Here is a 24,908-nt window from a genome sequence, read left to right as displayed (position 1 = left end):
CGGAAGAGCGGCGCACCCGAGGATTTTCAATATCGTTGACATATCTTCCTGAAACAATCCGCGGCGAATCGAACCATGCCGAGGAGTGTCGAGATGGATGTCGTGCAGTTCAGCTCCAGCCCGAAAGGACATCGGGGACAGCGGGGCTTCACCCTGATCGAGATCATGGTGGTGGTGGTGATCCTCGGCATCCTCGCCGCGATGGTGGTGCCCAAGGTGCTCGACCGTCCCGACCAGGCCCGCGCCACCGCAGCGCGCCAGGACATCTCCGGGCTGATGCAGGCGCTCAAGCTCTACCGCCTCGACCAGGGCCGCTATCCGAGCCAGGCGCAGGGCTTGAAGGTGCTCGCGGAGCGCCCTGCCGATGCCTCGGCGAGCAACTGGCGCTCGTACCTGGAGCGCCTGCCCAACGACCCCTGGGGCAAGCCCTACCAGTACCTGAATCCCGGCGTGAACGGTGAGATCGACGTGTTCTCCCTCGGCGCCGACGGGCAGCCGGGCGGCGAGGGCATCAACGCCGACATCGGCTCCTGGCAGCTCTGAGCGCGCCATGAACGGTCATCGCCAGCGCGGCATGGCGATCATCAGCGCGCTGCTGATCGTCACCGTGGTCGCGGTCATAGCCGCCGGCCTGATCGCCCGCCAGAGCGCATTCATCCGCGCCCTGGAAAGCGAGCAGCTACGCATCCAGGCCGGCTGGATGCTGCGCGGCGGCCTGGAATGGAGCCGCCAGTTGCTGCTCGAGGACAGCCGCCGCGACCCGCTGACCCGCCTCGACCAGCGCTGGGCGCAACCGATGCGTGGCTTGCGTCTGAGCAGCGCCGAATTGCCGTTCAACGGCCAACTGGAAGACGAGCAGGGCAAGTTCAACCTGCGCAACCTGTTGGTCGACCAGCGCCCCGATCTCCAGGAACGAGCGAACTTCGAACGCCTCGCCGGTCTGCTCGGCGTGCGCCCGAAGGAGGCGCGGCTGATCGTCGAGCGGGTCCTCGCCTCCTATGCACGGCTGCCCGCCGAAGCGCCGCCGGCCGAGACGCAACCCGCAGGCTTCGACAGCGGCCGCGAGACTTCGCCGGGCGCCGTGTTGCGTGCGCTTCCGGCGCGCATGCCGGCGCTCAGGCGTCTCGACGACCTGGCGCGGCTGGGCATTCCGCCGGCGACCCTGGAGCGCCTGCGGCCCTACGTCACCATCCTGCCCGAAACCACCTGGATCAACGGCAACACCGCGCGCGCCGAAGTGCTCGCCGCCTGTGTCCCCGGCCTCGGGCTGGACCAGGCGCGGCGGGTGCTCGGCGAGCGCGACCGGGGCCGCTGGTTCCTCAATCGCGGCGACTTCGTCAACCGCCTGAACATGCCGCAATTGCAGGCGCAGTCGGTGAAGGTCGGGATCACCAGCGACTGGTTCCTGCTCACCGCCTATGCTCGGCGCGACCGGCAAGAGGTGCGCCTGCAAGCCCTGGTGCAGCGCAAGGCCGGTGAAAGCACGGCGGTCAACTGGATGAGGGTGGGCTCATGAAGGCCGCCTGGCGTTGCCTGCTGCCGCCGCTGAACGAGTTCGCCGAGGCGGCGCCGCTGCATTGTTTGCGCCTGGATGCGCGCGGCGCGGTGCAGGAACGAATCGAGGTCTCGCTCGCGGAACTGGCGCGGCGGCGCCAGGGATTGCCGGTGGCGCTGTTCCTGCATCCGCGCGATTGCCGCCTGGTCAGTCTCGAACTGCCGGCGCTGCCTGCGGCGAAGCTCGCCGCCGCGGTGAACTGCGCGGCCGAGGCGCTGGTCCTCGGCGATCCGGCGCAGCTACGCCTGGCCCACGGCCCGCGCGGTGCCGACGGGCGCCTGACCTTGGGGTGGCTGGAGGCGTCGGCGCTGGCCTCGCTGGAGCAGGCCGTGCAGCGGCTGCGGCTCGACGTGCGGGAGGTGCAGGCCGCGCCGTTCCTCCTGCCGTTGCGCGATGACGCTTGGGTGGCCGGCGAGTGGGACGGCCATCTGCTGTTGCGCCGCTCGCTGAGCGACGCTGTGGTCCATCCCTTGCCGGAGCAGGGCCTCGCTGAGGTCCCGCAGGAGTTGCGGCTGTTCTGGCTGGGCGAGCGTCCGGCGTGGCGCTCCGCAGCCCTGGAGCGGGCCGAGATGCTGGACGAAGCGCTGCGCTGGAGCGGGCCCGCCAGTCCGTGGGGATTGGCGCTGAAAGCGCCGGCGACGAGCGCCGGCAACGGCACCTGGAAGATGCCCCTGTTCTGCGCTGCCCTGGCCTTGCTGGTGTGGGTCGCCGGTCTGAACCTGTACGCCGGGCAACTGGCCGGGCAGGGCCAGTCCTTGCAACGGCAGAGCAGTCAACGCGTGCAGCAGGCCTTCCCGGAACTGCCGGTGGTGCTCGATCCGTTGCGCCAGGCTCGCGAGCGACGCGACGCCTATCTGGCCGGCAAGGCCGATGGCGATGCCGTACCGGGGCTGGCCGCGCTGCTGCATGGCGCCGGCGAGGCGATGCCGTTCCTCGCCGGACGCCTGCAACGACTGGACTACCACGCCGGCGAACTGGACCTGGAGCTGCTGCCGGGACCGCCAGGCGGCGATGCCGCTGCCTGGCAGGGCGAGTTGGGCAAGCACGGGTTGCAGGCCGATGCCTCCGACAAGGGCTGGCAGGTGCGCGCCATGGAAGCGCCGCCAGCGCCGGCCGCTGGCGCGGCAGACAGTGGCACTGCCGAGGCGGCTGCCGATGAAGATGAATAAGCGCCTGGCGGGCCTACTGAATACCCCGGCGCAGCGCTGGAGTCCCCTGCTGCTGCGGCTGCAGGCCTACTGGCGGCAACTGGCGCCGCGCGAGCGCAAGATTCTCGCCGGCGGTGGCCTGGCGCTATGCCTGGCGCTGACCTGGCAAGTGTTCATCGATCCGCCGCTGGCGCGGATCGAGCATTGGCAAGCCGAGCTGCCGCGCCTGCGTGCGCAGGCCGCGGCGGTGGACGGCGTGTTGCGCGAGGTCGAGGCGTTGCGCGGTCCGACCCTGAGCGGTACGGCGGACGCCGAGGCGATCCGTCGCAGCCTGCGCGATCAGGGACTCGACGGTTTCCAACTGGACGCCCCGCAACCGGGCCAATGGCAACTGGACTTCGCCAGCGTGTCCGGCGAGGCCTTGCTGCGCTGGCTGGCGCGCAGCCCGGCGGCGTTGCGCCTGAGCGTCAGCGAGGCGCAGGTGACGCGTCTCGACGCTCCTTCCGAGGAGCGCTCTGGCTCTTCGAGCGAGCCGTCCGGCGGGCTGGTGTCCGCCTCGATCCATTTGCAGTCGTCTTCCGCTCCCAAGGATTCCCCATGAGGCAATCAGCTTTCCACCATGCCCGGCGTCGTTGGCCTGTACTGGGCGTGGCGCTGGGCGCGCTGCTGGTCGCGGCGTGTAGCGAGACGCCGAAGGTCCCCGGCGTGCCCCCGGCCGACGAGGAAGTCGGCCGGCCGCTGAGCAGTGTCCGCTCCGGTGCGCCGTTGCGCAGCGCCGACGTCCGCGAGCGGCCCCAGGCCGAGCAGGCCCGCCGCGCGCTGAGTGCCGGGCGCGGCGTAGCGCGCTCCGGTGCCGTGGCTCCGGTCTCAGCGGCAGCGGCCGAACTCGGCGAGCAGCCGGTCAGCCTGAATTTCGTCGATACCGAGGTGGAAGCGGTGGTGCGCGCGCTGTCGCGCGCCACCGGCCGGCAGTTCCTGGTCGACCCGCGGGTGAAGGGCAAGCTGACCCTGGTTTCCGAAGGCCAGGTGCCGGCGCGCACCGCCTACCGCATGCTCACCAGCGCCCTGCGCATGCAGGGCTTCAGCGTGGTCGACGTCGACGGGGTCAGCCAGGTGGTGCCGGAGGCCGACGCCAAGCTGCTCGGCGGGCCGGTCTACGGCGCCGACCGGCCGGCGGCCAACGGCATGGTCACGCGGACCTTCCGCCTGCGCTACGAGAACGCGGTGAACCTGATCCCGGTGCTGCGCCCGATCGTCGCGCAGAACAACCCGATCAATGCCTATCCGGGGAACAACACCGTGGTGGTCACCGACTACGCGGAAAACCTCGACCGGGTCGCCGGGATCATCGCCAGCATCGACATCCCCAGCGCCAGCGACACCGACGTGGTGCCGATCCAGAACGGCATCGCGGTGGACATCGCCAGCACCGTCTCCGAACTGCTCGACAGCCAGGGCAGCGGCGGCGCCGAGCAGGGCCAGAAGACCGTGGTGCTCGCCGACCCACGCTCCAACAGCATCGTGATCCGCTCGCCGAGCCCCGAGCGCACGCAATTGGCGCGCGACCTGATCGGCAAGCTGGACAGCGTGCAAAGCAATCCCGGCAACCTCCATGTGGTCTACTTGCGCAACGCCCAGGCGACCCGCCTGGCCCAGGCCCTGCGCGGGCTGATCACCGGCGACAGCGGCGGCGAGGGCAACGAGGGCGACCAGCAGCGCGCGCGCCTGAGCGGCGGCGGCATGCTCGGTAGCGGCAACAGCGGTACTGGTAGCCAGGGCCTGGGAACCAGCGGCAATACCACGGGCAGCGGTTCCAGCGGGTTGGGCGGCAGCAACCGCAGCGGCGGCGCCTATGGTGCGATGGGCAGCGGCCAGGGCGGCGCCGGACCCGGTGCGATGGGCGAGGAGAACTCGGCGTTCTCCGCCGGCGGGGTCACCGTACAGGCCGACGCCACCACCAACACCCTGCTGATTTCCGCACCCGAGCCGTTGTACCGCAACCTCCGCGAAGTCATCGACCTGCTCGACCAGCGCCGCGCCCAGGTGGTGATCGAAAGCCTGATCGTCGAGGTCAGCGAAGACGACTCCAGCGAGTTCGGCATCCAGTGGCAGGCCGGCAACCTCGGCGGCAACGGCGTGTTCGGCGGGGTCAACTTCGGCCAGTCGGCGCTGAACACGGCCGGCAAGAACACCATCGACGTGTTGCCCAAGGGGCTCAACATCGGCCTGGTGGATGGCACCGTGGACATCCCCGGGATCGGCAAGATCCTCGACCTCAAGGTGCTCGCCCGGGCGCTGAAGAGCCGCGGCGGCACCAACGTCCTGTCGACCCCGAACCTGCTGACCCTGGACAACGAGTCGGCGAGCATCATGGTCGGCCAGACCATACCCTTCGTCAGCGGCCAGTACGTCACCGACGGCGGCGGTACCAGCAACAACCCGTTCCAGACCATCCAGCGCGAGGACGTCGGCCTGAAGCTGAACATCCGTCCGCAGATCTCCGAGGGCGGCACGGTCAAGCTCGACGTCTACCAGGAGGTCAGCAGCGTCGACGAGCGCGCCAGCACCGCCGCCGGGGTGGTCACTAACAAGCGCGCGATCGATACCAGCATCCTCCTCGACGACGGCCAGATCATGGTCCTCGGCGGCCTGTTGCAGGACAACGTGCAGGACAACACCGACGGTGTTCCCGGACTCTCCAGCCTCCCCGGCGTCGGTTCGCTGTTCCGCTACCAGAAGCGCTCGCGGACCAAGACCAACCTGATGGTCTTCCTGCGTCCCTACATCGTCCGCGACGCCGCCGCCGGCCGCAGCATCACCCTCAACCGCTACGACTTCATCCGCCGCGCCCAGCAGCGCGTGCAGCCGCGCCACGACTGGAGCGTCGGCGACATGCAGGCTCCGGTGCTGCCGCCGGCGCAGCAGGGCATCCCGCAGGCCGCCTACGACTTGCGCCCGAGCCCGCGGCCGCTGCGCGCGGTACCGCTGGGCGAGGCGGCGCCGCTATGAGCCTGCTGCCCTACGCCTGGGCCAAGGCGCAGCGCGCCTTGCTGCGGCCGGGCGAGCATGGCGCGACCCTGCTGGTCAGCCCGCGCACGCCCGGCTGGGCGATCAGCGAGGTGCGCCAGCGGCATGCGCCGGCCAGCCTGGAGAGCGTCCGCGACGACGAGCTCGACACCCTGCTGGCCAGCGCCTACTCCGATACCGGCAGCGCCGCGGCGGTGGTCGGCGCGGCGGAGAGCGAGGTCGACCTCGACCGCCTGATGGACGATATCCCCGAGGTTACCGACCTGCTCGACACCCAGGATGGCGCGCCGGTGATCCGCATGATCAACGCGCTGCTGACCCAGGCCGCGCGCGATGAGGCCAGCGACATCCACATCGAGCCCTTCGAGACCCATTCGGTGGTGCGCTATCGCGTCGACGGCGCCCTGCGCGACGTGGTCGCGCCGCGCAAGGCGCTGCACGCGGCGCTGGTGTCGCGGATCAAGATCATGGCGCAGCTGGATATCGCCGAGAAACGCCTGCCCCAGGACGGCCGCATCGCCTTGCGGGTAGCCGGGCGGCCGATCGACATTCGCGTCTCCACCGTGCCCACCGGCCACGGCGAACGGGTGGTGATGCGCCTGCTCGACAAGCAGGCCGGACGCCTGAGGCTGGAGACCCTGGGCATGGCTCCCGGCGTGCTGGCGCCGCTGGACAACCTGATCCGCCAGCCGCACGGCATCGTGCTGGTCACCGGGCCCACCGGCAGCGGCAAGACCACCACCCTCTACGCCGCCCTGGCGCGGCTCGACGCCAGCACCAGCAACATCCTCACCGTCGAGGACCCGGTGGAGTACGACCTGCCGGGGATCAGCCAGATCCAGGTCAACGCGCGCATCGACATGACCTTCGCCGTAGCCCTGCGGGCGATCCTCCGGCAGGACCCGGACATCATCATGATCGGCGAGATCCGCGACCTGGAGACCGCGCAGATCGCCGTGCAGGCTTCGCTCACCGGGCACCTGGTGCTGGCCACGCTGCACACCAACGACGCGGTTTCGGCAGTGACGCGGCTGGTGGACATGGGGGTCGAGCCGTTCCTGCTCGCCTCGTCGATGCTTGGCGTACTCGCCCAGCGCCTGGTGCGGCGCCTGTGCACGCATTGCCGGGTCGAAGAGGACGGCGGCTGGCGCGCGGTCGGCTGCCCGGCTTGCAACCAGACCGGCTACAGCGGGCGCACCGGCATCCACGAACTGTTCGTGATCGACGACGAGATCCGCCGCCTGGTCCACCAGGGCCGCGCCGAGCAGGATCTCCGCGAAGCCGCCCGCGCGGCCGGCATGCGCAGCATGCGCGAGGACGGCGAGCGCTGGATCGCCAGCGGCTCCACCACCCTGGAGGAAATCCTCCGCGTGACCCGGGACGCCTGATGCAGACCTTCCGTTACGAAGCCGCCGACGCCCAGGGCCGGATCGAGACCGGCACCCTGGAGGCGGACAGCCAGCGTGGCGCCCTCGGCCAACTGCGCGCCCGCGGCCTGACCCCGCTGGAGGTCCGCGAGCAGGCTGGCGGCGGGACCGGGCAAGGGGCGGGCGCGCTGTTCGCCCCGCGCCTGTCCGACGGCGACCTGGCCTGGGCCACCCGCCAGCTGGCCAGCCTGCTGGCCGCCAGCCTGCCGCTGGAGGCGGCGCTGAGCGCCACCCTCGACCAGGCCGAGCGCAAGCACATCGCCCAGACCCTGAGCGCCGTGCGCAGCGACGTGCGCGGCGGCATGCGCCTGGCCGACGCCCTTGCCGCACGGCCGCGGGACTTCCCGGAAATCTACCGGGCGCTGGTGGCTGCGGGCGAGGAGTCCGGCGACCTGGCCCAGGTGATGGAGCGCCTGGCCGACTACATCGAGGAACGCAACGCCCTGCGCGGCAAGATCCTCACCGCGTTCATCTACCCGGCGGTGGTCGGCGTGGTCTCCATCGGCATCGTCATTTTCCTCCTCGGCTACGTGGTGCCGCAGGTGGTCAGCGCCTTCTCCCAGGCGCGCCAGGACCTGCCGGCGCTGACCCGGGCGATGCTCCAGGCCAGCGACTTCGTGCGCGCCTGGGGCTGGCTCTGCGCCGGCGCCATCGGTAGCGCTTACTGGGGCTGGCGCTTGTACCTGCGCGACCCGCAGGCGCGGCTCGGCTGGCACCGGCGAGTGCTGCGCCTGCCTCTGCTCGGACGCTTCGTGCTCGGGGTGAATACCGCGCGCTTCGCCTCCACCCTGGCGATCCTCGGCAGCGCTGGCGTACCGCTGCTGCGCGCGCTCGATGCGGCGCGCCAGACGCTGGCCAACGACTGCCTCGCGCAGGCGGTGGAGGAGGCCACCGCGCAGGTTCGCGAAGGTGTCTCGCTGGCCTCGGCGCTGCGCACGCGGCAGGTGTTCCCGCCGATCCTCACCCACCTGATCGCCAGCGGCGAGAAGACCGGTGCGCTGCCGCCGATGCTCGACCGCGCGGCGCAGACCCTGTCGCGCGACATCGAGCGCCGCGCCATGGGCATGACCGCGTTGCTCGAGCCGCTGATGATCGTGGTCATGGGCGGCGTGGTGCTGACCATCGTGATGGCGGTGCTGATGCCGATCATCGAGATGAACCAACTGGTCCAGTAGTCCGTGCCTGAACAAGCCCTTCCCGTGCTGGGCGATTAACCGCTCGCGGCTATCCGCCGTGGGGATGGGGCGTCTCAGCAGTCTTCCGAAGAGAGGTATCGGCGGATAACGCCGCTGGCGTAATCCGCCCTACGGGAGGGGCCTGTGCAAGCAGGCCTTCCTCTCGCTGTCATCAACCCGTGTGGCCTCTCGCCAGGGCTCGGGTGCATGTTTCAGCGAGGTTGCCCCGAGGGCGCGCCATGGCCGTCGCGGGCCGGCCGCCGGGAGGCGCTCGCGGAACCTCGCAGGTCCCGCGAAAAGGCCCGGCGCAGAGCCTGCGAACACCCGAGGAAAGGCTGCGAAAACAATTCGATGCTCCCGAGATTTTTTCCCCGATCTGTCACCGGAACTTGCGAGTTTTATCCCCAGCGGCCCCTTCGACCGGCTAGGGATGCAAAGCCCGGCAAGCACGGCGCCGCCTCATGCAAGACGACTTCCTCAACGTACCAACACCACGATGAAAGGAGATTCTTCATGTTCAAGCGCTCTCTGATCGCTGCCTCGCTGAGCGTGGCCGCCCTCGTATCCGCCCAAGCCATGGCCGTCACCGGCGGTGGCGCTTCCCTGCCGGCCGAGCTGTACAAAGGCTCCGCCGACAGCATCCTGCCGGCCAACTTCAGCTATGCCGTGACCGGCAGCGGCACCGGCAAGAACGCTTTCCTGACCAACAACTCCTCGCTGTTCGGCACCACCGGTACCGTTCACTATGCTGGTAGCGACTCGGTCCTGAGCGGTAGCGAACTGACCACCTACAACAGCAACTACAACGGCACCTACGGTCCGCTGATCCAGATCCCGTCGGTAGCCACCTCGGTCACCGTGCCCTATCGCAAGGACGGCAACACCACGCTCAACCTGACCAGCGCCCAACTCTGCGACGCCTTCTCCGGCGCCAAGACCACCTGGGGTCAACTGCTGGGCACTACCGACAGCACGCCGATCCGCATCGTCTACCGCACCGGTAGCAGCGGCACCACCGAACTGTTCACCCGCCACCTGAACTCGATCTGCCCGACTCGCTTCGCCACCAACTCGACCTTTACCAACGCCCGTCTGCCGGCCGGCGGTACGTTGCCGAGCAACTGGGTTGGCGTCGCCGCCACTTCCACCGTGGTGTCGACCGTCAAGGCAACCAACGGTTCCCTCGGCTATGTCAGCCCGGATGCGGTGAACATCAACAGCAACGCCGAGGTTTCCCGTGTGAACGGCAACCTGCCGACCCAGGCTAACGTTTCCACTGCCCTGGGCAGCGTGGCTCCGCCGGCCAACGCCGCCGACCGTGCGGACCCCAGCAAGTGGGTTCCGGTGTTCACCAATCCGAGCGCCGGCTACTCCATCGTCGGTTACACCAACTTCGTCTTCGGCCAGTGCTACAAGGACGCCAGCGTTTCCACCGACGTCCGCGCCTTCATCAACAAGCACTACGGTGGCACTACCACCAACGCCGCAGTTGCCGCCCATGGCTTCATCCCGCTGACTCCGGCCTGGAAGAGCGCCATCGTGAGCGCCTTCTACACCGGCACCAGCGAAAACCTGGCCATCGGCAACACCAACGTCTGCAACACCAAAGGCCGCCCGTAAGCGCTTCGCCTAGGCGAATCGATACGAGGACCGGCAGCCCTATGGCTGCCGGTCTTTTTTCTTGTGGGGAACCCAGGAGGTTTTCATGCTCAAGCCAATGTTTGGCGTCGTTGCTCTGACGCTCTTGACCAGTCATACAACGCTGGGCGCTACGGTGACCGGCGGTGGTGCTTCCATGCCGGCCAAGTTGTACAAAGGTTCTGCCGACAGCATCCTGCCAATCAACTTCAGCTATGCCGCAAGCGGCAGCGGCATTGGCAAGACCGCTTTCCTGATGAATAACCCCATGCTGCTTGGCGCTACTACCGGCACCGTCCACTACATTGGTAGTGACTCGATCTTGAGTAGCAGCGAACTGAGCGCCTATTCAACCAACTATAGAGGCGCATATGGTCCACTGATCCAGATTCCATTGGCGGGTACCGCAGTAACCATTCCTTACAAGAAGCCCGATATTACCGACCTGAACCTGACCAGTGCCCAGCTCTGCGATGCCTTTTCCGGCGCCAAGGTCACTTGGGGGCAACTATTGGGGAACCCCGCCGACCGTACGCCGATTCGTATCGTCTACCAGCGGGGCGGCAGTGGAGCCACCGAGTTGCTGACCCGCCACCTGAACTCGGTCTGCCCGACTCGCTTCGCCACCAACTCGATCTTCACGAACGCCCGTCTGCCGGCCGGCGGTGCGCTGCCGAGCAACTGGGTGGCAGTACAGCCTTATGAAAGTGTCAGGAATGCCGTCGACAATGTGTCAGGCTCGATCGGCTATGAGGGGCCTGATGGTGTGGACCTGAGCGACAATTCAAAGATCGCGCGAGTGAATGGCTTGCTCCCTACTCTAGCCAATCGCGTGATCGCTGTTCGTAGCGTGGCTCCGCCGGGTGTCGCTGCAGATCGCGCCGATCCGAGCAAGTGGATACCGGTCTTCGTCAACCCGAACGCAGGCTACTCCATCGTCGGCTATACCAACTTTGTCTTTGGCCAGTGCTACAAGGATGCCACTGTTGCCGCCGACCTGCGTGCCTTCCTTACCCAGCATTATGGCGGCACCACTACAAATAGAGCGGTAGCTGACCACCGTTTCGTACCCCTGGTCGCTTCCTGGAAGAGCGCCATCATGAGCGCCTTCATCACTGGTACCAGCGAAAATCTCGCGATCAACAATCCCTCCGTCTGCAACGGCAAAGGGCGTCCATGAGTGACCTAGCATGACGGTGGCTGAAATCCGGCTGCCGTCGTGTTTCCGTTCGCCCAGGCTCCTCGCTCCGCTCCATGAACTTTCCATGACAAGTCTTCGGCCCACCCTCCGCCAGGCCGTCTACCAGTAACGGGCGTCGTTGCGGGCGCCCGACCGACTTCATGCTCAAGGACCCCTTCGCCATGCCGTCCCGTTCGCCGTCGTCCGCCCGTTCCTCCCGCGCGCTTTACGCGCCGCGCCTGAAGCCGCTGGCCCAGGCCATCGCCCTGCTGCTGGTCGCAGGGGGCGCCCAGGCCGCCGGGCAGCCGTTCAGCGCCGCCTGGTTCGCTGCCAAGGGCGTGGCGCAGGGCGGCGCTGCCGGGGCGCCGCGACCGGGAGCGCAGTTGCCGGGGGCGCCGCCGCCGCTGGCGCAGCAGCAGCGGGTCAACCAGCAGTTGCAGCGTTCGATGGCCAACCTGAACAACACCGTCGCCGCCATTGCCGCCCAGCAGGCCGCCCAGGCCGCCGGACGCCAGGCGGCGCTGAACCTTCCGCAGGATGTTCCGGACGGACTCGGCGAGGGCGGCCTCAAGGTCGACGCCTCGCTGCCGTTCGAGCAGGCCTGGCAGAACGCCAAGGGACCGGTGCAGACCCAGGCCGGCGGCAAGACCACGGTGAGCATCGAGCAGACCGCCGACAAGGCGGTGCTCAACTGGGAGACCTTCAACGTCGGCCGCAACACCACCGTGGACTTCCAGCAGCACGCCGACTGGGCTCTGCTCAACCGGGTCAACGACCCCAGCGCGCGGCCCAGCCAGATCCAGGGGCAGATCAAGGCCGACGGCACGGTGATGCTGGTCAACCGCAACGGCGTGGTGTTTTCCGGCAGCAGCCAGGTGGACGTGCGCAACCTGACGGTGGCGGCGGCGAACATCTCGGACGAACAGTTCCGTCAGCGCGGCCTCTACTACGACAATGCCGGCAGCCGTCCGACCTTCACCGACGCGGCTGGTGCCGTGCGCGTGGAGCAGGGCGCACAGTTGCGCACGGCAGCGCCGTCCGGCTCGACCAGGGGCGGCGGCTACGTCCTGCTGCTCGGCAGCGAGGTGGACAACGCCGGCAGCATCGTCACGCCGAAGGGGCAGACGGTCCTGTCCGCCGGCGACAACTTCGTCATCCGCCGTGGCCAGGGCACCGACGGCAACCTGACCTCCACCACCCGCGGCAACGAGGTGCTGCCGGGCTTCGCCGCCGACAGCAGTGCCGGCCGGGTGCGCAACAGCGGCCTGGTGCAGGCCGCCACCGGCGATATCAGCCTCAGCGGCCGCGAGGTGGAGCAGGCCGGCGTATTGCTTTCCAGCAGTTCGGTGGACAGCCGCGGCACCCTGCACCTGAAGGCCAGCGAGCGGATCACCCTGGCCGAAGGTGCCACCAGCGCGATCTTGGTGGACAGCAGCGGCAGCGCCGCCCTCGACAGCCAGCGCGAGGCCTTGCTCAAGCCGTTGAACGGCTCCAGTGCCGCCGTCAGCCGGGGCGACGACGACCGCCGCGACCTGTCGCGGGTGGAGATCGACTCCGCCGGCAGCGTCGATTTCCGCGACGGCTCCATCACCCTCGCCAGCGGCGGCCAGGTGGCGGTCAACGCTGGCCAGCGCGCGCTGTTGCGTGACGGCGCGGTGATCGATGTCTCCGGCGCGCAAGGCGTGCAGGTGGCGATGGAGACCAACAGCATCAAGGTCAACGTGCGCGGCAACGAGCAGCGCGACGCCTCGGTCAACCGCGAGGGCGGCGGTCTGAACAGCCAGGATGTGTGGGTCGACGTGCGCGACCTGGTACGGGTGCCTGCCGGCACCAACGGCTATGCCAGCGACCGCTGGTACACCGCCGGCGGCCTGCTGGAGGTCGGTGGCTACCTGGGCACCCAGGGCCACTCGGCGGGCGAGTGGATGGCCCAGGGCGGCATCGTCAGTTTCACCGGCAACGACGTGGTGACCCAGGCCGGTTCGCAGATCAACCTGTCCGGCGGAACCCTCGATGTGCAGGGCGGCTACATCCGCCAGACCTGGCTGAAGGGCTCGGACGGACGCCTCTACGAACTCGGGTCGGCGCCGGGCGACCTGCTCTACGACGGCATCTACCGCGGCTACGAGGCACACAGCGAGCGCTGGGACCAGACCCGTTATTTCTACAATCCGCTGATCGCGCCGACCCAGCGCTACGAGAACGGCTACATCGTCGGCCGCGACGCCGGCAGTCTGGTGATCGGCAGCGCCAATGCGCGGCTCGACGGCCAGGTGGTCGGCGACACCTACCGCGGCGAGCGGCAGACCGAAGCGCCACAGGCCGGCCTGGACGGCTACAACCAGTCGCAGAATGCCGTGGCGCGCGGCGCACAGTTGGTCGTCGGGCGCTACACCCCCTACTACGTGAAGAGCAGCGGCCTGCTGGAGTACGCTCTCGGCGCCGATGCCGGCAGCCTCAAGCAGGTGGTCATCGGTGCCGGCGAGGCGGCGGCCGAGGAGCCGACCCTGGACGCTCCGGTGGCCGCCGAGCGCCAGGGCCGCCTGAGCCTGGACAGCGAACTGCTCAACGGCTTCCAGCTGGGCGGCCTGAAGGTGGCGGCCGGCGAGAGCATCCGCGTCGACGGCGCGCTGACCCTGGCCAATGGCGGCGAGGCAATCCTGTTCGCCAACGACGTGGCGATCGACGCCGACATCACCGCCCATGGCGGCAGCCTGCAGGCCGGCAACGTGTTGGCGCAGATTTCTCCGAACGGGACGATCGATGGTTTCGTCGATGCCGGCCGCGAAGACGGCATCTTGCGCGTGGGCGACGGCGTACGGCTGGATGCCAGCGGCTTGTGGAGCAACCTGCTGCTGGCGCCGGAGGACAACGATACGTTGGCCTACCGCGACGGCGGACGGATTTCCCTGCGCAGCGGCGGCGACCTGAGCCTGGGACAGGGCAGTCTGCTCGACGTGTCGTCCGGGGCGGCGCTGCTGGCCGACGGCAAGCGACTGGGCGGTCGCGGCGGCGACATCGCCTTGCACGCCAGTGCCGGGCTGGCGCAGGCCAGCGATGGCCAATTGCAGTTGGGCGGCACATTGAATGGTCTCGGCACGAGCGGCGCCGGCACGCTGTCGCTGCAGAGCGGCAAGGTGCGGATCGGCGGCGACGACCTCGGGGATGGCAGCCTGCAACTGGCCGAAGATTTCTTCCAGCAGGGCTTCGCCAGCTACCGGGTGGTCGGTCGCTCCGGATTGACGGTAGCCGAGGATGCCCAGGTGCGGGTCGCGCGGCCGGTCTACCGTTTCGCCAGCGGGGCCGGCGAGGTCGCGGCTGGCGAGGCGCCGCGAGAGGCGCTGGAGGCCTGGACACCGCCGCTGTACCTGGAGGATGCCTTGGCCGGACGCTTGATCCAACGCGAAGGGGCGGACCTGTACCTGCAGGCAGGCGGCGACGGCAATATCCTCGGGCAGCTCGATCCCGCCAGCCAGACGCTGGAGCTGGGGCGCGGTTCGCTGGTCGAGGTCGATCCGGGGCGCGCCATCGTCCTGCGCGGTCCCGGACAGATCACCTTGGATGGCACTCTGAACGCTTGGGGCGGACGCATCGACGTGCGCCAGCAGCAGTTCGGCGCGCTCGACGTTACTCAGGACAATCAGCCCAAGGCGCAAGGCCAGCCCCATGCACGCTCCATCTGGATTGGAGAGCAGGCATTGCTGGATGTTGCCGGCCGCGCTGTCACTGCCGTGGATGGGCGCGGTCGCCGCTATGGAGAAGTGCAGTCCGGCGGCAGCATCGTCATCGGCGGCGAGATCGATCCGGGCAAGGCGATCGCGACCTCGGCGGATGCGTTCGTCATCGTACGCCCCGGTGCACGACTGGAGGCCTCCGGCAGCCAGGCACAGCTGGATGTACCGGGACTGGGAAGGGTTTTGCTGGCCGGCGACGGCGGGCGCATCGCTCTCAGTTCCTACAATGGGCTGTATCTTGACGGCTCGTTGCGCGCCGCAGCCGGCGGCTCGGGAGCGGCGGGCGGCAGCCTGGAGATCATTGCGGACGCTCCCCTGTACCAGGGTTTTACTGTCGTGGATGACCGGGTATTGGCCATGCGCGAGCTGATCCTGACGGCAGGGCATGCCGATTCGGGATTGCCGACCTTGCTGCAACCGGGAATGGACGATTCGGCTCTGCGCTATGGCCAGAGCCGAGTTGGGACGCAGTCGCTGACGAGCGGCGGATTCGACCAACTTTCATTGTTCAGCAACGGTCCGCTGTCGTTCGAGGGGAACATCGATCTTGCGATGGGGCGCAGCCTGAATTTGTACGCGGGGACGATAGCCGCCACGGGTGGTGGGCCGAGCGAGGTGAGGTTGCAGGCGCCCTATGTCCGCCTTTCCGGCATCGGGATGTATGGGCAGCAGGCCTCTGGCGAGTTTCGTCCGCGTCTCACGTACGGGCCGACCGCGACAGCGGAGCAGGTTCGCTTGCAGGTTTCTGCCGGGCGCCTGCTGGATATCGCCGGGCGCTTGTCATTCGGTAGCGACGGGGTGATCAATGGGGTCAACGCAGAGGCTGTCCGCTATCAGCGACCAGGTTTCGAGAAGGTAACGCTGCGCAGCGAGGGCGACCTGCGTTTCGCTGGCGACTATCCAGAGAATGGCGATCCGTCGGGGCGCTTGATAACCCACGGCGATCTGCAACTGACTGCGGCCCAACTCTATCCGGTGACGGGAGCGAGTTCGACCCTCTATGCCGGGTATGGACTGGATGAGGGGGGGCAGGCTGTCTTCGATGCCGAACGGCATTTGGCTATCGAACGTAGCGGCGAGTCCTTGCCGGACACTCCGCTGTCGGTATTCGGCAGTCTGGCGTTCATGGCATCGAATATCGAGCAGGGGGGCGTGGTGCGTGCGCCGCTGGGGCTCATCCAGTTCGGCAGCAATCTGGATCGTGCCCCGGGCACGGTAAGGTTGTTGCCGGGTAGCCTGACCTCGGTTAGCGGCGCTGAGCTGGTCATGCCCTATGGAGGCACGACCGATGGGATCAACTATCTGGTCAACCAGGTCCCCATTCAACTGACCGGTGCCGGGGGCGCTCTCGCTGCTGGGACACTGGTTGCGGGAGTCGGCCTTTATGCCAGCGAGGTCGATGTGCAACAGGGCGCGCGGCTGGACCTGTCCGGCGGCGGCGAACTCGCGGGGGCTGGATTCATCTCCGGCAGAGGGGGTTCGACCGATGCGCGTTTTCATCCCCTGGTGCAGCAGGACAATGATGGGTTCCGTCTGCCGGAGCTGTCCAGCAACCCGGTGTATGCCATCGTGCCTGGACACCAGGCCGTTAGTGCGCCATTGGGCGGCGAGGCGGGCGCCATCCAGCCGTTGGTCGGGCAACAGGTCACCATCGGGGGTGGCGTTCCCGGCCTGGCCGCCGGTACCTACACCTTGCTGCCTTCGACCTATGCCCTGTTGCCGGGCGCTTTCCGCGTCGAGATCAACGGTCTGGCGGGGCAAGGCGCGCCCATGGCGACGCAGGGGTTGCGCAATGGCTCCTGGGCGACGTCCGGGCAGTTGTCGATTGCCGGCACGTCCATCCGCGACAGTCTGAGCCGTCAGGTCATCCTGTCTTCCGCCGATACGCTGCGCCGCTACTCGCAGTACAACGAAATGAGCTATGCGGATTTCATTCGCGCCGATGCCGCGCGCAAGAACATCCCCAGAGCGATGTTGCCAGTGGATGCCAGATCCCTCTACCTGGGATTGCGCGCGGATGAGGAGCTTCGGGAAAACGCCCTGAGCTTCGAGGGGAAGGTCGACTTCACGCCGGAAGAAAGCGGATATGGCGGCAGCCTCATCGTGGATGCCGAGGCGGGCATCGAGATTCTGCCTGAAGGTGGGCTGCCCGACTCCGATTTCGCTGGCGTGTCGTTGGTTGCGGACGATCTGAATGCAATAGGCGCCAGCCGTATCGCCATTGGCACGCTGCCCTACGTCGAATACGGCGAGCAAGGAAACTTCGTCCAGTTCGGCGGGAGCAACCGGCTCTTTCCCGTTGTGCTGCGAAAGGGCGCGCACCTTTCCGCACCGGAGGTGATCATTGGCAGGGATATCACCCTTGAAGGCGGGAGTGGCATCAGCACTCTGGGGAAAGGCAAGACTGCATACGATTCGTCCGATGGTTTCATCTATCAACCCGGCGGCCGTAACCTGCTGCTCTTGTCCAACGGATGGCTGAACCTGCTGGCACCCGCAGCGGATAGCTCGTTACCGGTTCGTCTCGGAGGTTGTGCGGAAGGGGCGGGCTGCGCCGACACCGAACTCTATTCGGAGGGCACTCTGGGTATCGCCACCAATGGTACGGTGACGTTTGGCGACAACGTTCGTTACGGGACACGCAATCTCAGCCTGGCGCTGAGTACGATCAATATCGGCTCCAGCCAGTCGCTGGCCGACGCGGCCGCTCGCGGCGTGTTGCCGAACGGCCTGGCGCTGGACCAGACGGTGCTCCAGCGCCTGCTGCGCGGCGAGCGCGGGGCGGGTATTCCGGCCCTGGAAAACCTGATTCTCAGCGCCCGCGACGCGGTCAACATGTACGGTAGCGTCAGCCTCGACACCTACGACCCGGCCACCGGCAAATCCAGCCTGGCCAACCTGGTGCTGGGCACCCCGGCCATCTACGGCCATGGCACCGGCGAGGATGTCGCCAGCATTCGCACCGCCAGCCTGGTCTGGAGCGGCTCCAGCCAGCCGGCTGCGGCACCGGTCACCGGCGGCGCCGGTAGCGGCAGCGGAACCCTGCGGGTGGACGCCGAGCGCATCACCCTGGGCTACGGCGCGAATACCCAGCCGGCCGGCGAGACCGACGAGGCGCGCCTGGCGCTGGGCTTCGCCGAGGTGCAACTGAACGCCAGCGAGCGGATCAGCGCCAACCACAAGGGCAGCTTGCGGGTCTACCAGCGCCTGGACGGCTACGTCGCCGGCGAAGGCTTGCACTACAGCGGCGGCGACCTGCGCCTGAGCACGCCGTTGCTGACCGGCGAGGCCGGTTCGCTGAGTCGGATCAGCAGTGGCGGTAGCCTCAGCCTGGCGGCTCCGGCGGGCGCTGCCGCGGTGACCTTCGACAGCGGCACCGCCGGGCTTGGTGCCGAGTTGTCCCTCAGCGCCCGCGAGATCCGCCTGGATAGCGCGGTCTCGCTACCCAGCGGCAAGCTGAGCCTGAGCGCCGAAGACGACCTGGAGCTGGGCGATGGCGCGCGCATCGACCTGGCCGGACGCAAGGCCAGCTTCAACGATGTGGATAAATACAGCTGGGGTGGCGACCTGCTGCTGAGCAGTCGCGCCGGCGACATCCGCCAGGCCGCCGGTTCGCTGATCGACCTGTCGGCGCGCAACAACCGCGGCGGTACCCTGAGCGCCGTGGCGTTGGCCGAGGACGCCGGGATGGTGGACCTGCAGGGCCGCATACTGGGTGGCGCCAGCGGCGACTACGATGCCGGCGGCACCCGCGTGCCGTTCCTCGGTGGCGAGCTGGAGATCCGCGCCCAGCGCCTGGGCGATGGCGGCAGCCTGAGCGAGCAGTTCACCGCCTTGAACCAGCGCCTGAACCAGGGCGAGGTCTTCGGCGCGCGGCGCTTCCAGCTCAAGCAAGGCGACCTGCAGATCGGCGACGGCCTGAAGGCGCATCGCATCGAGGTGTCCCTCGACAATGGCCAGCTCGGCGTGAGCGGAACGGTGGACGCCAGCGGCGCGCAGGTCGGCGAGATCCGCCTGGCCGGTGGCCGCGGCCTGAGCCTGGGCGGCAACGCGCTGCTGGATGCGCATGGGAGCCTGCTGCGGCGCGACAGCTACGGGCAGATCATCGACAGCCCGAACCGGGCGATGGTTGAGCTGAGTTCCGGCAGCGGCACCTTGGTCCTGGCCAGCGGCGCGCGCATCGACCTGCGCCATGGCACCGCGGCGCCAGCGGAACAGGTTGATGGCGTCGCCCGTGGCACGTTGGAGTTGAACGCGCCACGCCTGGGCGGGGTCAGCGCCGGCGACATCGCCATCGATGCCAGCGGCGCGCTGGACATCCGCGGCGCCGGCAGCATCGCCCTGAACGCGGTGCAGCGTTACGACGATGCGCCCTGGGGCAACGATCCGGCGGCCGGCGGGCGGCCCTACCAGGTGATCGACCAGGCTTACCTCGATGCGCGGCATGCCGAGAGCAGCGCGTTCATCGCCGCGGCGCTGGCCAACCGCGAGTTGCTCGACGGCAAGCTGGCCGGACTGACCAATGCCACCTACGCGGATGCTTTCCACCTGCGTCCAGGGGTGGAGATCGTCAGCGCAACGGCGGACGGCGACCTGGTGGTGCAGGGCGATCTCGATCTGTCCGGCTACCGCTACGCCAGCCTCAATCCGAACACGCCGCTGACCGAGGTCTACGGTTCCGGCGAGGTCGGCGCGCTGGTGCTGCGCGCCGGCGGTGACCTGAACCTCTACGGCAGTATCAACGACGGCTTCGCGCCGCCGCCGGACTCGCCGGACGACAAGGGCTGGATCCTCACCCCGGGGGTGCAGCCGTTCGGCGGCGACCTGGTGGTTCCCGGCCCGGGCGTGGTGCTCGGCGACGGTACCGCGTTCCTCGGCGGCCGCACCCTCAACTACGACCTGCCGATCAAGGGCACCACCCTGGCCGCCGGCACCCGTCTGGCCACCGAGGCAGTACTCGAACAGCCCTATACCCTGGCCGCCGGCAGCGTGCTGGTAGCGGACATCCACGATGCCGCCGGCAACCTGCTGTACGCCGCGGGCAGCCTGCTGCGCGACGGGGTGACGCTGGAGGTCGGCAGCCGGCTGGGTGCCGGTACCCTGCTGGCGGCACCGGCCAGCGTGCAGGCGATGACCTGGCCTGCGGGCGTGCCCTTGCCGAGCATCCTGCGCGAGGGGCCCAGCAGACCCAATGTCCTGCTGCTCAATGGAGAGCTGGCCTTGGCACGTGGTTCTCTGATCCCTTCGCAGACCGAGGTGGTACTGGCTGGCGATGCGCCTTTCATCGAGTTGCGGCCCAGCGACGGTGTCCGCCAGGGACGCAACTGGGCATTGGCCGAGATGCTGCCGGCCGGTAGCCAGTCCTGGTCCATGCGCCTGGTCGCCGGTGCCGATCTCGCGGCTGCCGACAACCGTCTGGTGCGTCCGGACTCCTCGGCCAGCCTGAACCTGGCCGATACGCACTATCAGGCGAAGATCGAACAGAGCTCGGGAGGGCTGGTGTTCACCGATCAGGCTACCGACTGGGGGATCACCCCGGGAACTCCGGTCGACGAGAGCAATGAATGGATCTGCGGGCTGGGGCCGTATTGTGCCGAGCCTCCCCGCTGGACCTGGGCGCCCGGCAATTACCTGGGCATGCCTGCTGGTACGGCGATCGGCGAGGGCGATCTGTGGTGGTGCAGTGTCGATCCGTCCCTGTGTATCGAGAATCTCGGCAAAACCGTGGTCACACCGCAGAACCAGTTGTTCAGTGTGCTGCGCACCGGCACTGGCGATCTTGACCTGGCCAGTGCCGGTAACCTTACGCAATGGTCGCCGTACGGCGTCTATACCGCCGGAACGCAGGCCGCCGATGTCGCGACGGGATTCAATCAGCCTCGCGGTCTGTTCAATGGGTCGGTACTGGGCGCCGGTGGCGCGGATTACGAAGTGCTCTCAACCAGCCAGTACCAGGCCTGGTATCCGGAACATGGCGGCAACCTCGATATCGCCGTTGGCGGTGATGTGGTTGGCGATCAATGGGCCGAGAAACTGACAAGTAGCGATCCCATTCGCCCCTTGCCCCCCAGCGCTGCAGTCGGCAACTGGCTCTGGCGCCAGGGCAGCGCCGATAGGGAAGGAGTGCCGACGGCCTGGTGGGTCAATTTCGGCAGCTATGTGCGTGGCGCGGAGGGAGATGCTCCCTATCTGGTCGGCTTCACCGGTTTCGGCACTCTGGGAGGCGGCAATCTCAGCATGCGAACCGGAGGTGATGCCGGCAATATCGCGCCACGCGGAGATGGCTCGATACCTTCGTCCGGTAACCTTAATCCGCGCAGCCAGGGACTGGTCTTGGCGGTTGCCGGCACTGGCCGGCTCACCTCCGACGGCGCGCTGCAACTTGGCGGCGGCGGTGACCTGAATGTGAGAATTGGCGGGGAGGTGAACCCGAGCCGGGAGGCGCGGGCTACCCAGACCTACTCGAGTTCGGGGTTTGACGGTCTTTACAGCGGCGGCACCATTCACGATCTGCAGGGGGCCCTCATCAATCTGCGCGGTTCCGCGAGCTTGTACAGTGGTGCGCTGGGAGGCATCGATCCTCGCTACGACACTCTACTGCGGGACCCCGCCGAAGTGCGCAGCAGGGATGCGTTCAGCCCGACGCTGGCTAGCTCCACGGGTGGCCTCACCCTGGTGGCCGGAGATACTGGCATGCGTCTGGAAACCCGTGGCGACCTGGTCCTGGGTGGGGTGACTGACCCCGGTAGGGTGGGGGTGCCGAATACCGTTGGCTTCACGGCTCCCGATGGCAGCGTCTACCAAGGGGGTGGGATCGGTTGGTTCAGTCTCTGGACTGCACACACCTCGATCGATCTGTTTGCGGCGGGCGGCAACCTGACGCCCAGCACCCAATTGGTCGAGGCAACCAACGCTATTCCCATGGCAGGCCGAAACCTGTCGCCTAGCGATGGGCGATTCATCTATCCATCGATAGTACGTGCGGCTGCCCCGGAAGGAAGTATCTATCTCGGTCCTTCCAGCGGTTACATGGGAGGCGTGAGCCTGAATGTCTCGACCACTCCCTACTCCTTGTTACTGGCACCGTCGCTCAACGGTGAACTGGAGTTGCTGGCTGGAGACTCCATTTATGCCGGTGGCTATTCGGTGCAACGCTCAGGTGCCGATCCTGCGAACCTGCCATCGATCTGGACGCCGGCATTTGCCGGCTACTCCGATGCCGCGCTGCTCAACCCGATAGCGGGCAACGGCAGTCCGGACGGGAATCCGGCCGTCATTGGCGGATTGCCTCTGTTCTACTTCGGCCCCGATAGCGCTGCGAGCCTGGCGCGCGATCTGCAACCGGCGCGTTTCTATGCGTTGACAGGAGATATCGTCGGGCTCAATAGCGGTGCGCAGATTCGTTTCGGCGAGCAGGCGGGGAACCGCGCCGGGCAAACCTGGTATGAAGGCGCCGGTCCCGTCTGGATGCGCGCCGGGCGCGACATCGTTGCCTCCGGAACCCCATTGGGACAGCGTATCAGCGCTCCCAGTCAGATCAGTACGGATGCCTCGTTCACCGGCAACCTCTTCGTCCACGACGACCCCAACGACCTCTCGCTGGTCCAGGCCGGCCGCGACATCCTCTACGGCAACTTCAACGTCGCCGGCCCCGGTACCCTGGAGATCAGCGCCGGGCGCAACATCCTCATGGAGGACCGCGCAGCGATCACCAGTCTCGGCGCGGTGGTGCCGGGCGACAGCCGGCCGGGTGCCGATATCGTGCTCCAGGCCGGCGCGGCGGGGGCCGACTATCAGGCCTTCCTCGAGCGCTACCTGGATCCGGCCAACCTGGCGCAGGCCGGCACCCCGCTGGCCGAGCAGCCGGGCAAGGTGGTCAGGACCTACGAAAGCGAGTTGGCCAAGTGGTTGAACGAGCGCTTCGGCTTCGCCGGCGACGCGGAACAGGCCCAGGCGTTCTTCGCCGGCCTGCCCGCCGAGCAGCAGCGGATCTTCGCCCGCCAGGTGTACTTCGCCGAACTCAGGGCCGGCGGCCGCGAGTACAACGAAGTCGGCGGGGTACGCCAGGGTAGCTACCTGCGTGGGCGCAACGCGATCGCCGCGCTGTTCCCCGAGCGCGATCCGGCGGGCAATCCGATCAGCTACGAAGGCGATATCGTCATGTATGGCGGTGCCGGCGTGCACACCGACTTCGGCGGCGACATCCAGTTGCTCAGCCCCGGCGGGCGCCAGGTGTTCGGTATCGAGGGCGAGGCGCCGCCGTCCACCGCAGGTATCGTCACCCAGGGCCAGGGCGATATCCAGGCCTACTCGCGGGACAGCATCCTGCTCGGCCAGAGCCGCATCATGACCACCTTCGGCGGCAGCATATTGGCCTGGTCGGCGGAAGGCGACATCAACGCCGGTCGCGGTTCCCAGACCACCGTGGTCTACACCCCGCCGCGGCGCATCTACGACGCCTGGGGCAACGTCAGCCTGTCGCCACAGGTGCCCAGCACCGGCGCCGGTATCGCCACCCTCAACCCGATTCCCGAAGTGGCACCGGGCGACATCGACCTGATCGCCCCGCTCGGCACCATCGATGCCGGCGAGGCGGGCATCCGGGTTTCCGGCAACGTCAACGTGGCGGCGCTGCAGGTGGTCAACGCGGCGAACATCCAGACCCAGGGCCAGTCCAGCGGCATTCCGCTGGTGGCTTCGGTGAATACCGGGGCGTTGACCTCCGCCAGCGCCGCGGCGAGTTCCGCGACCCAGGCGGCGGAGGACGTCAGTCGCCAGCAGCAGGCCGCCGCGCGGCAGCGCATGCCGTCGGTGATCACGGTGCAGGTGCTCGGGTTCGGCAACGAGCGCCTGGAGCCTTCGCGCGACGGCGCCAGTCGTTCGCCGGGCTACAACCCGGACAGCGCCGTGCAGGTGCTCGGCGCCGGAGCCCTCGGCGAACAGGCGCGCAGCCAATTGACCGATGAAGAGCGCGGCAACCTGATCCTGTAAGGCACCGCCGCGGAGGCACGATACCCGCCAGGCCCTCCCCACGGAGGGCCTTTTTTTCGGCGAACTTCCGAGGCGCTGGTCGATTCTCGGGTGAATGCCCGTTCGTCCCCGCCGGCGGCGCGCGAACGGCCGGTCGCATGAAGTTTTCATGACAAAAGTTCGGTGGTGCGGCGGGGTCGCCGTCAAACAGGTGTGAATGAGGAAAACGGAATTCAGTGGTGAAAGGCAGGGACGGGAACGAAAGGAATCGGCCATTTCCCGGTTGCGCTGACCGGTTGCTGGAAATGAGCGTGTCGTTCGAGCAAGACGCGTTCCGCTCTGAAACAAGAGAACAGTATCCGCTAACGGCCGTGGTCACACCGGTGAATACGGCGAAGGACGGTGAGTATTGATGGAAAGTTACTCGAAAGTCGGTATGCAGGAACTTGACCAGCGCCTATCGAAGATCGTCGAAGCCGCACGCAAGAAACCGGTATCGGTTTATCGATATGGGGCGCCATGGGTCTGGATAGTGTCCCAGGAAGATTGGCAGGGTGCGCTCAAGGAAGTGTCCAGCTATATGCCGCCGGGACATTCCCTGGCGTTGCTGAAACCGCAAATAGAAAGTCTCCTTGGCGAAGAGGCGAAAGTCCTCTCGGCGCTCGCCCGCGAACATGGCATGCAGTTGGCCCCGGAGCCGCTGATCCACGCGCTGCTGCTGCAACTGCTGTACGCGATTCCCAGCGAGCAGCAGTTGTACGAGCAATTGAACTACAACCTGCTGTATCGCTGGTTCGTCGGCCTGGAAATGAAGCAGAAGATCTGGAATTTTCCGGTTTTCGTCAGCGATATAACCGTCCTGCTGAACAGCGCGGAGGCGGTAAGGATAATAGGCAGGATTATCGGGGAAGTGATTTCCGGGGATCTCATGCAGATGCCGGAGTTCTCCCTGAACTTCGCCTTGTTGCATACATGGCAAGCGCGCCATGGCGGAGCGCGACGGCTGAATATCTAGCACGAAAGTGAAAATAGAAAAGAACGAGATTTCATAAGG

Annotated in this window: 11 protein-coding genes; all 11 read left to right on the top strand. The window is 67.5% G+C overall.

The window, feature by feature from the left end:
* Nucleotides 1-93: 93 nt before the first annotated feature.
* Complete coding sequence (gene gspG, locus LE197_RS20040; RefSeq protein WP_003085349.1) at nucleotides 94-543, top strand: type II secretion system major pseudopilin GspG; 450 nt, start codon at nucleotides 94-96, stop codon at nucleotides 541-543.
* Nucleotides 544-550: 7 nt separating this feature from the next.
* The gene (gene gspK, locus LE197_RS20035) at nucleotides 551-1,516 is read left to right on the top strand and encodes a type II secretion system minor pseudopilin GspK (RefSeq protein WP_003162711.1); all 966 of its coding nucleotides are present in this window, start codon (nucleotides 551-553) and stop codon (nucleotides 1,514-1,516) included.
* The gene (gene gspL, locus LE197_RS20030) at nucleotides 1,513-2,724 is read left to right on the top strand and encodes a type II secretion system protein GspL (protein WP_023093653.1); all 1,212 of its coding nucleotides are present in this window, start codon (nucleotides 1,513-1,515) and stop codon (nucleotides 2,722-2,724) included. Before gspK ends, gspL begins: the two co-directional genes overlap by 4 nt.
* Nucleotides 2,711-3,304 (top strand): type II secretion system protein M, encoded by a 594-nt coding sequence (locus tag LE197_RS20025; protein WP_003111906.1) that lies wholly within the window; start codon nucleotides 2,711-2,713, stop codon nucleotides 3,302-3,304. The genes gspL and LE197_RS20025 overlap by 14 nt, the downstream gene beginning before the upstream one ends.
* On the top strand, nucleotides 3,301-5,712 hold the full coding sequence (gspD, locus tag LE197_RS20020; RefSeq protein ID WP_023093652.1) for a type II secretion system secretin GspD: 2,412 nt from the start codon (nucleotides 3,301-3,303) through the stop codon (nucleotides 5,710-5,712). The genes LE197_RS20025 and gspD overlap by 4 nt, the downstream gene beginning before the upstream one ends.
* Nucleotides 5,709-7,118, top strand: coding sequence for a type II secretion system ATPase GspE (gene gspE, locus LE197_RS20015; protein ID WP_003112722.1), 1,410 nt, complete (start codon nucleotides 5,709-5,711; stop codon nucleotides 7,116-7,118). Before gspD ends, gspE begins: the two co-directional genes overlap by 4 nt.
* Entirely contained in the window at nucleotides 7,118-8,332 is a 1,215-nt protein-coding gene (gspF, locus tag LE197_RS20010) for a type II secretion system inner membrane protein GspF (RefSeq protein WP_003112721.1), read from the top strand. Before gspE ends, gspF begins: the two co-directional genes overlap by 1 nt.
* Before the next feature lie 513 nt (nucleotides 8,333-8,845).
* The gene (gene lapA / locus LE197_RS20005) at nucleotides 8,846-9,952 is read left to right on the top strand and encodes an alkaline phosphatase LapA (protein WP_003112123.1); all 1,107 of its coding nucleotides are present in this window, start codon (nucleotides 8,846-8,848) and stop codon (nucleotides 9,950-9,952) included.
* Nucleotides 9,953-10,037: 85 nt separating this feature from the next.
* A complete protein-coding gene (locus LE197_RS20000; protein WP_003112720.1) occupies nucleotides 10,038-11,150 on the top strand; it encodes a substrate-binding domain-containing protein in 1,113 nt (370 codons plus the stop codon).
* Nucleotides 11,151-11,332: 182 nt separating this feature from the next.
* Entirely contained in the window at nucleotides 11,333-23,875 is a 12,543-nt protein-coding gene (locus tag LE197_RS19995; RefSeq protein WP_023093651.1) for a filamentous hemagglutinin family protein, read from the top strand.
* Nucleotides 23,876-24,266: 391 nt separating this feature from the next.
* Nucleotides 24,267-24,869 (top strand): transposase, encoded by a 603-nt coding sequence (locus LE197_RS37345; protein WP_023093650.1) that lies wholly within the window; start codon nucleotides 24,267-24,269, stop codon nucleotides 24,867-24,869.
* The last annotated feature ends 39 nt before the right edge of the window (nucleotides 24,870-24,908 follow it).

The sequence above is a fragment of the Pseudomonas sp. PS1(2021) genome, assembly GCF_020405165.1.
Classification (GTDB): Bacteria; Pseudomonadota; Gammaproteobacteria; order Pseudomonadales; family Pseudomonadaceae; genus Pseudomonas; species Pseudomonas aeruginosa.
This window is presented reverse-complemented; position numbering and strand designations above follow the sequence as displayed.